3 protein-coding genes are annotated in these 12,524 nt (G+C 75.5%); all 3 read left to right on the top strand.

Translation table 11 applies throughout. From position 1 onward, the window contains the following. Positions 1-15 precede the first annotated feature (15 nt). Positions 16-5,391 (top strand): SDR family NAD(P)-dependent oxidoreductase, encoded by a 5,376-nt coding sequence (locus AXW62_RS44060; protein WP_159060937.1) that lies wholly within the window; start codon positions 16-18, stop codon positions 5,389-5,391. Positions 5,392-5,423: 32 nt separating this feature from the next. After that, the gene (locus tag AXW62_RS45970; protein WP_370682928.1) at positions 5,424-11,435 is read left to right on the top strand and encodes a type I polyketide synthase; all 6,012 of its coding nucleotides are present in this window, start codon (positions 5,424-5,426) and stop codon (positions 11,433-11,435) included. A gap of 78 nt (positions 11,436-11,513) precedes the next feature. Further along, positions 11,514-12,524 (top strand): beta-ketoacyl synthase N-terminal-like domain-containing protein (locus AXW62_RS22365; protein WP_174556415.1); only part of this gene is annotated, 1,011 nt, incomplete at its 3' end.

The following is a 12,524-nucleotide window of genomic DNA, read 5'->3' on the forward strand; positions in this document are numbered from 1 at the left end:
GGGGCCGTGGCTCTGGTGACCGAGGCGCGGGCCTGGCCGGAGACCGGCCGTCCGCGCCGCGCCGCCGTATCCTCCTTCGGTATCAGTGGCACCAACGCGCATGTGGTGCTGGAGCAGGCACCCGCCGAGGAGCCCCCCGCACCGGTACCCACCCCCGCCGGCGCGCCCGGCCGGGCCACCCGGGGCACGGCATGGACGGTCTCGGGCCGCGGCCCCGAGGCGCTGGCCGCCCAGGCCGAGCGGCTGGCCTCCTGGGTGCGGCGCCACCCGGAGCAGGACCCGGCGGACGTGGCCGTCGCACTCGCCACCACCCGGTCGCGGTTCGAGCACCGCGCGGTGCTGGTCGGTCAGAGCGTCCACACCCTGACCGCCGGTCTCGACGCGCTGGCCGCGGGCCGGGACGCTCCCGGGCTCATCACCGGGACCGGCGCGTCCCGCCGCCGGACGGTGTTCGTCTTCCCCGGCCAGGGCCCCCAGTGGGCCGGCATGGCGGACGGACTGCTGGACGCGTCGCCGCTGTTCGCGGCGGAGATCGACGCCTGCGCCCGGGCGCTGGAGCCGCACACCGGCTGGTGGCTGCTGGACGTGCTGCGCGACCGGCCCGGCGCCCCGGGCCTGGACCGGGTCGATGTCGTCCAGCCCGCGCTGTTCGCCATGATGGTGGGCCTGGCCGCCCTGTGGCGGGCGCACGGGGTCCACCCCGACGCGGTGATCGGGCACTCCCAGGGGGAGATAGCCGCCGCCTGTGTCGCGGGAGCCCTCGGTCTCCCCGACGCCGCCAGGGTCGTGGCCTTGCGCTCCAAGGCCCTGGCGCGCGTCGCGGGCACGGGCGGGATGGCCTCCCTGCCGGTTTCCGCCGACCGGGCCCGAGCCCTGCTCGCCGGCCGCGCCGGCCTCCACATCGCCGCGCTCAACGGCCCGGGAACCACCGTGGTGGCCGGGGACACGGGCCCGTTGGAGCGGCTGATCGCCGATTGCCGGTCGGACGGTGTCGAAGCCAGGGCCATCGCCGTCGACTACGCCTCGCACACCCCGCACATGACGGTCCTGCGGGACGAGCTGCGGACCGCGCTGGACGGACTGAACCCGGTCGCCGCGGACATCCCCTTCTACTCCACCGTCACCGGCGGCCGGTTCGACACCACCGGACTCACCGGCGGGTACTGGTACCGGAACCTCACCCAGCCCGTCCTGTTCCACGGCACGGTCGGCCAACTGGCCCGGGACGGACACGACGTGTTCGTGGAGAGCAGCCCCCACCCCGTGCTGGTGCCCAGCATCGAGCACATCCTCGAAACGGCGGCCGACGACGGCACCGGCGCCGCATCCGACCCGGAGGACGGCCCTGCGGCGGTGGCCACCCTGCGCCGCGACTCGGGAGGGTGGACCCAGTTCCTGACCGCCCTGGGCACCGCCCATGTGCGGGGCGTACCGGTGGACTGGCCGCGTGCCCTGGCCGGATCGGACGGCGGCGCGCACCCGGTGGACCTGCCCACCTACGCCTTCCAGCACCAGCGGTACTGGGCCACCGCCGCCCCCGGCGCCCTCGACGCCCTGGACGTCGGCCTGCACGGCACCGACCATCCGCTGCTGGCCGGCACCACCCGGCTGCCCGACGGGACCTGGCACGCCACCGGGACGCTCCGGGCGAACGGTCACCCCTGGCTGGCCGACCACGCCGTGACCGGCACCCCGCTGCTGCCCGCCACCGCTTGCCTCGACCTGGCCCTGACGGCCGGACACGCCGTCGGCCACCCGGTCCTGGCGGAACTCACCCTGCACGCCCCGGTGCTCCTCGCCGACGACCGGCCCGTCCATCTGCACCTCACCGTCACCGCGCCCGACGAGGAGTCCGACGGGCCCGGCACCCGCCGTATCGACATCCACTCCCGCCCGCAGGACGCCGACCCCGATCTGCCCTGGACCCACCACGCCACCGGCGTGCTCGAACCGGCGCCTCCCACGAGCGCACCGGAGGACGCCTCCGACCGGTGGCCGCCCCCCGGCGCCGCGCGGGTCGGCACCGACGACGCCTACCCCCGGCTGGCCGAACGGGGCTACCACTACGGCCCCGCCTTCCGGAACCTGCGCGCGGTCTGGCGGGACGGCGACACCCGGTACGCCGACGTCCGTCTCGCCCCCGGCACGCCCACCGGCGGACACGGCGTCCACCCGGCCCTGCTGGACGCCGCCCTCCACGCGCTCCTCGTCGCTCCCGAGGACACCACGGACGCCCCGCTGCTGCCCTTCTCCTTCAACGGTGTCCAGCTGCACGCGACCGACGCCGACACCCTGCGGGTCCGGCTGACGCCGACCGCGCCCGGCACCGTCCGCCTCACCGCGACCGATCCGGCGGGCCGGCCCGTCATCACCGTCGAGTCACTCGCTCTCCGCCCGCTGACGGGTCCGCTGACGGGTCCGCTGACCGGGGAGGCGCTCCGGCCCGGGCAGGACGACACCCGGCGCTCGCTCTTCCGGCTCGACTGGCACCCCGTTCCCCCCGGCGTCCCCGGCGACCCGGCGGCGCGCACGGACGTGCCGCGCGTGATCGCCGTACTCGGCCCGTCCGACTCCAAAGCGGCCACCGCGCTCGCCGGGGTCCCCGGCACAGCCGTCACCCGGTACCAGGCACTGTCCGGGCTGACCGCGGCCCTGGCGACCCAGCCGGACGAGGCCATACCCGATGTGATCTTCGCCGTGGTGGCCGCGCCCGACCCCGGACAGCCCGCCGCCGAGGAGCCGCCCGAGCGGGCCGCCGCGCTCACCGCCGACGTCCTGCGGCTGCTCCAGGACTGGCTGGCCGACCCCCGCTTCGTCGCCTGCCGCCTGGTCCTCACCACCACACACGCCGTCGCGGTACGGCCCGCCGAGCACCTCGACCCGGCCCACGCGGCGCTGTGCGGCCTGGTCCGGTGCGCCCAGGCGGAGAACCCCGACCGGATCCTTCTGCTGGACACCGACGGCCTGGACTCCTCGGCGCGGGCGCTGCACACCGCCCTGCTCGCCGCACTCACCGGCAAGGAGCCCCAGATCGCCGTCCGGGACGGACACCTGAGCGTTCCCCGGTTCCTGCCCGCGACCGCCGGGGACACCGTCGTCCCGCCCGGCCCCGGTGCCGACTGGCGGCTGGAGGCGACGGGCCGCGGCGGCACGCTGGACCAGGTGGCACTCGCCGCCGGTGCGGACGGAGCCGCCCCGCTCGGGCCGCGCGAGGTGCGGATCGCCGTACGCGCGGCCGGCCTCAACTTCCGGGACGTCATGGTGTCGCTGGGCCTGGTGCCGGTGAAGGCGCCGATCGGCGGGGAGGACGCCGGGGTCGTCACCGAGACCGGACCCGAGGTCACCGACCTGGTGCCGGGCGACCGGGTGATGGGCATGTTCCCCCGGGGCGGCATCGGCCCGGTCAGGGTCGCCGACCGCCGGCTGATGGCCCGTATCCCCGACCACTGGTCCTTCACCGACGCGGCGACGGTACCGGCGGCCTTCCTGACCGCCTACCACTGCCTCGTCCGGGTCGCCGCCCTGCGCCCCGGGGAGAAGGTGCTGATCCACGCCGCCACCGGTGGCGTCGGCATGGCCGCGGTGCAACTCGCCCGCCACCTGGGCGCCGAGATCTACGCCACCGCCGGCCCGGCGAAATGGGACACGCTGCGGGCCATGGGGCTGGACGACGACCACATCGCCTCCTCCCGCTCCCTCGACTTCGCCGAACACGTCCGGTCCCGGGTCCCCGGCGGACTGGACGTCGTGCTCAACTCCCTCGCCCAGGAGTTCGTGGACGCGTCCCTGCGCCTGCTGGCGCCCCACGGCCGCTTCGTGGAGATGGGCAAGACCGACATCCGGGACGCCGCCGAGGTCGCCGCCGCCCACTCCGGCGTCCGCTACACCGCCTTCGACCTGCTGGACGCCGACCCCGACGACATCCAGGACTCGCTCACCGTGCTCGGCGGCCTGTTCGCCGAGGGCGCCCTGCGCCCGCTGCCCGCCACCAGCTGGCCGCTGTCCCGGGCCCGGGAGGCGCTGCGCCACCTCAGCCAGGCCCGCCACACCGGCAAGGTGACCCTCGACCTGCCGCCCGCCCTCGACCCGTCCGGCACCGTGCTGATCACCGGAGGCACCGGAACGCTCGGCGCCATCGTGGCGCGCCATCTGATCACCCGGCACGGTGTGCGGCATCTGGTGCTGGCCGGGCGCCGCGGCCCGGACGCGGCAGGGGCCCGGGCGCTGCACACCGAACTCACCGGCCTCGGCGCCCAGGTCACCGTCGCCGCCTGCGACGTCGCCGACCCGGACGCCCTGGCCGGGCTGCTGGACACCATCCCCGCCGGGCATCCCCTCACCGCCGTCGTCCACGCGGCGGGCGTCCTGGACGACGCGGTCCTGGACAACCTGACGCCGCAGCACATCGAGACCGTCTTCCGGCCCAAGGCACAGGCCGCGTGGAACCTGCACCGGGCCACCGAACATCTCGACCTGGCGGCCTTCGTGCTGTTCTCCTCGGCGGCCGGTTCCCTGGGCAGCCCCGGCCAGGCCAACTACGCCGCCGCCAACGCCTTCCTCGACGCCCTCAGCCACCACCGGCGCCAGCGCGGCCTGCCCGCCGGCTCCCTCGCCTGGGGGCTGTGGGAAGAGGCCAGCGGAATGACGGGCCACCTCGACGCGGCCCGGCGCGACCGCGTCATCGGCCACGCGGGCGTCACACCGCTGGCGACCGCGCACGGCCTCGGACTGCTCGACACCGCGCTCCGCCTCGACCAGCCCCTCCTGCTGGCCGCCCCCCTCACGCCGCCGGACCCCCCGCCCGCGGTGCTGCGCTCCCTGCCCGGTGCCGCCAGGCGCCGGACCGCGACCAGGGGAGGGGACGCGGGCGGCCTCACCGCCGAGCTCACCGCTCTCACCCCCGAGGAACAGCGGCACCACCTGCTCTCCCTCGTCCGCGGCCACGCGGCCGCCGTACTGGGCCGCCCCACACCGGACACGGTCGCCGCCGGACGGCCGTTCAAGGAGATCGGGTTCGACTCCCTCACCGCCGTCGAACTGCGCAACCGGCTCACCACCGCGACCCGGCTGCGCCTTTCCCCCACCGCCGTCTTCGACCACCCGACGCCGATGGCGCTCGCCGTCCACCTGCACGGCCGGCTCGCCCCGCCGGACCAGGACCCCGGGCCGGCCCGCGGGGTACTGCGGGAGGTCGAACGACTGGAATCGGCGCTCTCCGGCCTGTCACCGGACGACCCGGAAGCCCCGGCGGTGCGGGCCCGCCTCGAAGCCCTGGTATGGGCCTGGCGCCCGGCCGGGAGCACGGCGGAGGCGTCCGACGGCGACGACCTGGACACCGCGACCGACGACGAGGTCTTCGCGGTCATCGAAAACGAACTCGGACTTTCCTGACCTGCCCGGCCGAGCTGAGGATGGTTGAGACCCTGATGTCGGACGAACACAAGCTCCGCGACTACCTGCGTCGCGTCACGGCCGACCTGCGCCGGACGCGTCAGCGGCTCCAGGAGGCCGAGTCCGACCGGTACGAACCGATCGCGATCGTGGGGATGGGCTGCCGGTACCCGGGAGACGTCGCCTCCCCTGACGACCTGTGGCGGCTGGTCGCCGACGGCCGGGACGCGATCTCGGGGTACCCGACGGACCGGGGCTGGGACCTGGCCCACCTGTACGACCCCGACCCGGACGTGCCGGGCAAGAGCTACGGCCGTGAGGGCGGCTTCCTGTACGACGCGGGCGACTTCGACGCCGCCCTGTTCAACATGAGCCCCCGGGAGGCCCTGGCCACCGATCCCCAGCAGCGGCTGGTGCTGGAAACCGCCTGGGAGACCCTGGAACGCGCCGGTATCGACCCCACCTCGCTGCACTCCACGTCCACCGGCGTCTTCACGGGCAGCTACGACCGCGACTACGGCACCCTGCTCACCCGGGCGTCCGGCGAGACCGAGGGCTACATCCCCACGGGGGTCTTCTCCTCGGTGATCTCCGGCCGGGTGGCGTACTCACTGGGCCTGGAAGGGCCCGCGGTGACCGTCGACACGGCGTGTTCGTCCTCGCTCACCGCCATCCACCTGGCCTGCCAGTCGCTGCGCTCCGGCGAGAGCACACTGGCCCTGGCCGGCGGCGTCTCGATCATGGCGACGCCCACCGCCTTCGTGGCGTTCAGCCGGCAGCGGGGCCTGGCGCCGGACGGCCGGTGCAAGGCGTTCGCCGACGCCGCGGACGGCACCAACTTCTCCGAGGGCGTGGGGCTGGTGCTCCTCGAACGGCTCTGCGACGCCGAGCGCAACGGACGCCAGGTGCTCGCCGTGATCCGGGGCAGCGCCCTCAACCAGGACGGCGCCTCCAACGGACTGGCCGCGCCGAACGGACCCTCGCAGCAGCGGGTGATCCGGCGGGCGCTCGCCAACGCCCGGCTCACGGCGGACCAGGTCGACGCCGTCGAGGCGCACGGCACGGGCACCACGCTGGGCGACCCCATCGAGGCCCAGGCCCTGTTGGCCACCTACGGGCAGAACCGGCCCGCCGACCGTCCCCTGCTGCTCGGCTCGTTGAAGTCGAACATCGGCCACACCCAGGCGGCGGCGGGCGTGGCCGGAGTGATCAAGATGGTCATGGCGATGCGGCACGGCGTGCTGCCCCGGACGCTGCACGTGGACGCCCCCACCTCGCATGTGGACTGGTCGGCGGGTGCGGTGGCACTGGTGACCGAGGAGACCGCATGGCCCGAAACGGGCCGGCCGCGGCGGTCGGCCGTGTCGTCGTTCGGCATCAGCGGAACGAACGCGCATGTGGTGCTGGAGCAGGCGCCGGAGGCCGCCCCGGCTTCCGCCACGGCTCCTGCCCCGGCTTCCGCCGCTGTTCCTGCCCCGGCTTCCGCCGCTGCTTCCGCCACGGCGACGGACCCCGCCGTGCGGACCGGCCCCAGGCCCCTGTCCGTGGTGCCGTGGGTGGTGTCCGCGGGGTCGGCCACCGCGCTGCGGGCGCAGGCCCAGCGGCTGCGGAGCTTTCTTCAGGAGCGCCCCGGATCGCGGGCGGACGAGGTCGGATACTCGCTGGCCGTCGGCCGGGCCCGGCTGGGCCACCGCGCCGTGCTGGTGGGCGGGGACCGCGCGGAACTGCTGGACCGGCTCGAGGCGGTGCGGCGGGGCGAACCGGCACCGGGCACGGTGACGGCCGGCGGGACACCCGCGGCCGAGGGCCGCCGGACGGTTTTCGTCTTCCCCGGCCAGGGCGCGCAGTGGGAAGGCATGGCACTGGAACTCGCCGAGGACTCCGCGGTGTTCCGCGACCGGCTGATGGAGTGCGAGCGCGCGCTGCGGCCCCTCGTGGACTGGTCCCTCATGGACGTGCTGCGCGGCGCGCCGGACGCCCCGGGGCTGGACCGCGTCGACGTGGTCCAGCCGGTGCTCTTCTCGGTCATGGTGTCGCTGGCGGCGCTGTGGCGTTCGCTGGGAGTCGAGCCGGACGCGGTGATCGGCCACTCCCAGGGCGAGATCGCCGCCGCGTGCGTGGCCGGCATGCTGTCGCTGGAGGACGCCGCCGCCGTGGTGGCGCTGCGCAGCGGGCTCCTGGAACGGCTGTCCGGCAAGGGCGGGATGGTGTCGGTCGCGCTGTCCGCGGAAGAGGCGGCGGAACGGCTTGGACGCTGGGACGGCAGACTCGGCGTGGCGGCGGTCAACGGCCCCCGGACGGTGGTCGTGTCGGGGGACGCGGACGCGCTGGAGGAGCTGCTCGCCGCGTGCGCCGAGGACGGTGTGCGGGCGCGCACGATCCCGGTCGACTACGCGTCCCACTCCGGGCACGTCGAGGCCGTCGAGGCGGACCTGAAGGAGGTGCTCGCGGCGATCGGACCCCGCCGGGGTGAGGTGCCGCTCTACTCGACCGTCACCGGCGGGCCCGTGGACGGCACCGAGCTGGACGCGGAGTACTGGTACCGGAACCTGCGGCAGCCGGTGCGGTTCGCCCCGGTGGTCAGCGCGCTGACCGAGCGGGGTTTCGACACCTTCGTCGAGATCAGCCCGCACCCCGTCCTCACCGCGAGCGTCGAGGACACCGGGGCGGGTCGGCCGGTGTGCGTGAGCGGCTCGCTGCGCCGTGGCGAGGGCGGCCTGGGCCGGTTCCTGCTGTCGGCCGGTGAGCTGTTCGTCCAGGGCGTGGACGTCGACTGGGCGGCGGTGTTCGCCGGTTCGGGCGCGCGCCGGGTGGAGCTTCCCACGTACGCCTTCCAGCGCGAGCGGTTCTGGCTGGCCGGCGGCGCCACCGCCGGGGACGCGGGGGCGTACGGCCTGGCGGGCCCGGCGCACCCCGTGCTGGGGGCGGCGTTGGAGATCCCCGCGTCGGGCGGGGCGGTGGTCGGCGGCCGGCTGTCGGTGCGGGAGCAGCCGTGGCTGGCGCAGCACCGGGTGCTGGGCCGGGTGTTCGTACCGGGTGCCGCGCTGGTGGAGATGGTGATCCGGGCCGGAGACACGGTCGGCTGCCCGGTGCTGGAGGAACTCGTCATCCAGGCGCCGCTGGTGCTCGAGGAGGACACCGGGACGCTGTTGCGGGTCGTCGTGGCGGAGGCCGGGGCCGACGGCGGGCGGGAGATCTCGGTGCACGCCCGTCCCGAGGCGGACGGGGCGGAGTGGGTGTGCCACGCCTCCGGTGCGGTCCGCCCGCCGGGGCCCGGGGCGGCGCAGCCGCCGGGCTCCGGGAGCGCCGCGGTATGGCCGCCCGCCGGTGCGGAGCCGGTGCCGGTGGACGGGGTGTACGACGGCATGGCCGAGCGGGGGCTGGAGTACGGCGAGCTGTTCCGGGGCCTGGAGGCGGTGTGGCGCCGGGGCGGGGACACGTTCGCGGAGGTGGTGCTCCCGGACGGCGGGGAGGGGGAGGTGACCGGATTCGGCATGCATCCGGCGCTGCTGGACGCGGCGCTGCACGCGCTCGTGCTGAGCGACGTGGTGCCGGGGATGGCGGCGGGTGCTCCCTGGCTGCCGTTCGCGTGGACCGGCGTGCGGTTGCACGCGGTGGGTGCCACGCGGGTGAGGGTGCACATCACGGCCGGTCCGGGTGGTGCGGCGCGGATACAGGTCGCCGACGGTGCCGGTGGCGCGGTGCTGTCGGTCGACGGACTGACCCTCCGGCCCCTGCCGGCCGACACGGTGCCCGGCGGCGGGCACCGGGCCCATCTGCTCCGCGAGGAGTGGCTGCCGGTGGCCGCCGAGCGGACGGCGGAGCCCGGATCCGCGGCCGTGGACTGGACCCTGTGGCCCGACGCCCCCGAGGGCCCGGCTGTTTCCGGGGAGGTGGTCATCTCCGGTGGCCCGGTTGTTTCTGGGGATGTGGCTGTCTCGGGTGGCCTGGCCGTCCCCGGTGGCCAGGACGGCCCCGGTGCCCCGGCTGTCTCAGGTGCCCCGGGCGTCTCCGGTGCCCCGGCTGTTCCTGGGGGCCAGGACGGCCCCGGTGCTCCGGCTGTCTCGGGTGGCCTGGCTGTTCCTGGGGACTTGGTCGTCTCCGGTGGCCCGGCCGTTCCTGAAGGCCCGACCGTCTCCGGGGACCAGGACGTCCCCGGTACCCCGGCCGTCCCCGGTGGCCCGGCCGTCCCCGGTGGCCCGGCCGTCCCCGGTGGCCCGGCCGTCCCCGGTGGCCCGGCCGCCCCCGGTACCCCGGCCGTACCCGGTACCCCGGCCGTCCCCGGTACCCCGGCCGTCCCCGGGGCCCGGTCGGTCACGCTGGTGTGGGCGGCCCCCGGGGGCGCCGACCCGGCGACCGGGCGGCGCGCGGCGTGCGCGGCGCTGGCCACCGTTCAGCGGTTCCTGGCGGACGACACGTGCACCGGCGCGCGGCTCGTCGTGGTGACCCGCGCCGGTGTCGCCGTACGGCCGGACGAACAGGTGGACGTGGGCGGCGCGGCCGTATGGGGACTGGTGCGTTCGGCGCAGTCGGAGAACCCGGACCGGATCACCCTGTTCGACCTGGAGCCGGGCACCGGGCCGGACGACGTGCCGTGGCGCGCGGTGCTCGGTACCGGCGAACCCCAGCTCGCCGCCCGGGAGGGCGGCCTGTACGCGCCGCGGCTGGTCCGGCTCGCCGCCGACGGCACCACGCCGGTCGCACCGAACCCGGAGGGGTCGGTCCTCATCACCGGCGGAACCGGTGACCTGGGCGGACTGGTCGCCCGGCATCTGGTGGCCCGGTACGGGGCGCGGCACCTGGTGCTCGCGAGCCGGCGCGGTGCCGACGCGCCCGGAGCCCGGGAACTGCGGGCGGAGCTGGAAGCCGCCGGTGCCCGCGTGGAGCTGGCCGCCTGCGATGTGAGCGACCGCGCGGCCGTGGCGGAGCTGCTGGCCTCGGTCCCGGCGGAGCACCCGCTGACCGGTGTGGTGCACACCGCCGGCGCCCTGGACGACGGTGTCATCCCGGCCCTGGACCAGCGGCGCGTGGCGCGGGTCTTCGGCCCGAAGGCCGACGCCGCCCGGCACCTGGACGACCTGACCCGCACCGCGGACCTCGCCCTGTTCGTGGTCTTCTCCTCGGCCGCCGGAGTCCTCGGCACCCCCGGCCAGGGGAACTACGCCGCGGCCAACCAGGCGGTGGACGCGGTGGTGCGGGCGCGGCGGGCGGCCGGTCTGCCGGGGACCTCCCTGGCCTGGGGCTGGTGGGAACGGGTCCGGGACAGCGGCGGACTGACCAGCGGGCTGAGCGCGACCGACCGGGAACGGCTGGCCCGCCAGGGCGTGGCACCGCTGACCGCGGCCGAGGGCCTGGCGTCGTTCGACGCGGCCCTGGCGCACGACCTGCCGGTCGTGGTCCCGGTGAAACTCGCCCTCACCGCACTGGCCCGGACCGGCGAGGTGCCGCCCCTGTTCCGGGAGGTGGCCCCGAGCGGAGTCACCGTGTTGCGGGCCGCCGACCGGGGCGGCGCCCGGGACGACGCCGAGGACCTGCGGGGGCGGCTGACCGGGATGCCGCCCGCGGAACGGGACCTGCACCTGCGGGACCTGGTGTGCCGTCAGGCGGCCGCCGTACTCGGTCATGCCCGGGCGGCCACGGTGGACGTGAACGAGCCGTTCGCCGCTCTGGGATTCGACTCCCTGACCGCGGTGGAACTGCGCAACCGGCTGTCCCGGGCCACCGGCCTGCGGCTGCCCGCCACCCTCACCTTCGACCATCCCACCCCCCTGGGCCTCGCCCGTCATCTGCGCGACCAGCTGGTGCCCGGCTCCTCCGGAGACCTCGACTGGGTGCTGGGGGAGATCGACAGGATCGAGGGCGTCCTGGCGCGGCTGGAGCCGGAGACGGCCCGGGCGCGCGTGGCCGACCGGCTCAGGAGCCTGCTGTCGCCCTCGGACGCGTCCGAGGCGGCGGAGACACGCGGGGCGACGCTCGTGGAACACCTGCACGCCTCGTCCACGGAAGAACTGCTCCAGTTCGTCGACCGGCAACTGGGCGCGTGAGCCGGCCCCGGGTCCGCGTTCCGCTCCCTCCCCTCCTCTGCTCGATTCCTCTTCCCGTAACCGGGTGAAAGGCGATCCATGGACGAGAACGGCAAGCTACGCGACTATCTCGTTCGCGTCAGCGGGGAACTCCACGACACCCGTCTCCAACTGCGGGACCTGGAGGCGAGGAACGCGGAACCCATCGCGGTGATCGGCATGGCCTGCCGGTTCCCCGGTGAGGTGACCTCGCCGGAGGACCTGTGGCGCCTGGTGGCGGAAGGCAGGGACGGCATCGCCGAGTTCCCCCGGAACCGCGGCTGGAACGTGCCGGAGCTGTACGACCCGGACCCCGCCGCGCCGGGCAAGACCTACGCCCGCAGCGGAGGGTTCCTGGACGACGCCGACGCGTTCGACGCGGCACTGTTCGGGATCAGCCCGCGGGAGGCCCAGTCGATGGACCCGCAGCAGCGGCTGCTGCTGGAGACCGCCTGGGAGACCCTGGAACAGGCCGGTATCGCCCCGGACTCCCTGAAGGGCAGCAGCACCGGGGTGTTCGCGGGAGTCATCCAGCACGACTACATCTCCTGGGCGGCCACCGCGCTGGAATCCATCGACGGGTACCAGGGCACGGGAATCTCCGGCGGTGTCGCCTCCGGCCGGATCTCCTACACCTTCGGGCTCGAGGGGCCGGCGGTGACGGTGGACACGGCGTGTTCGTCGTCCCTGGTGGCGATCCACCTGGCGAGCCAGTCGCTGCGTTCGGGCGAGTGCTCGATGGCGCTGGCGGGCGGCGCCACCGTGATGTCCACCCCCGGGATCTTCATCGACTTCAGCCGTCAGCGGGGGCTGGCGCCGGACGGCCGGTGCAAGGCGTTCGCGGACGCCGCCGACGGCACCGGCTTCTCCGAGGGTGTGGGTCTGGTGCTGCTGGAGCGGCTGGCTGACGCCCGGCGCAACGGGCATCGGGTGCTGGCCGTGGTGCGGGGCAGCGCGGTGAACCAGGACGGCGCGTCCAACGGTCTGACCGCGCCGAACGGGCCGTCTCAGGAGCGGGTCATCCGCCAGGCGCTGGCCGGTGCGCGGCTGTCGGGCGCGGACGTGGATGTC

Source organism: Streptomyces hygroscopicus subsp. hygroscopicus (assembly GCF_001553455.1).
GTDB lineage: Bacteria > Actinomycetota > Actinomycetes > Streptomycetales > Streptomycetaceae > Streptomyces > Streptomyces hygroscopicus.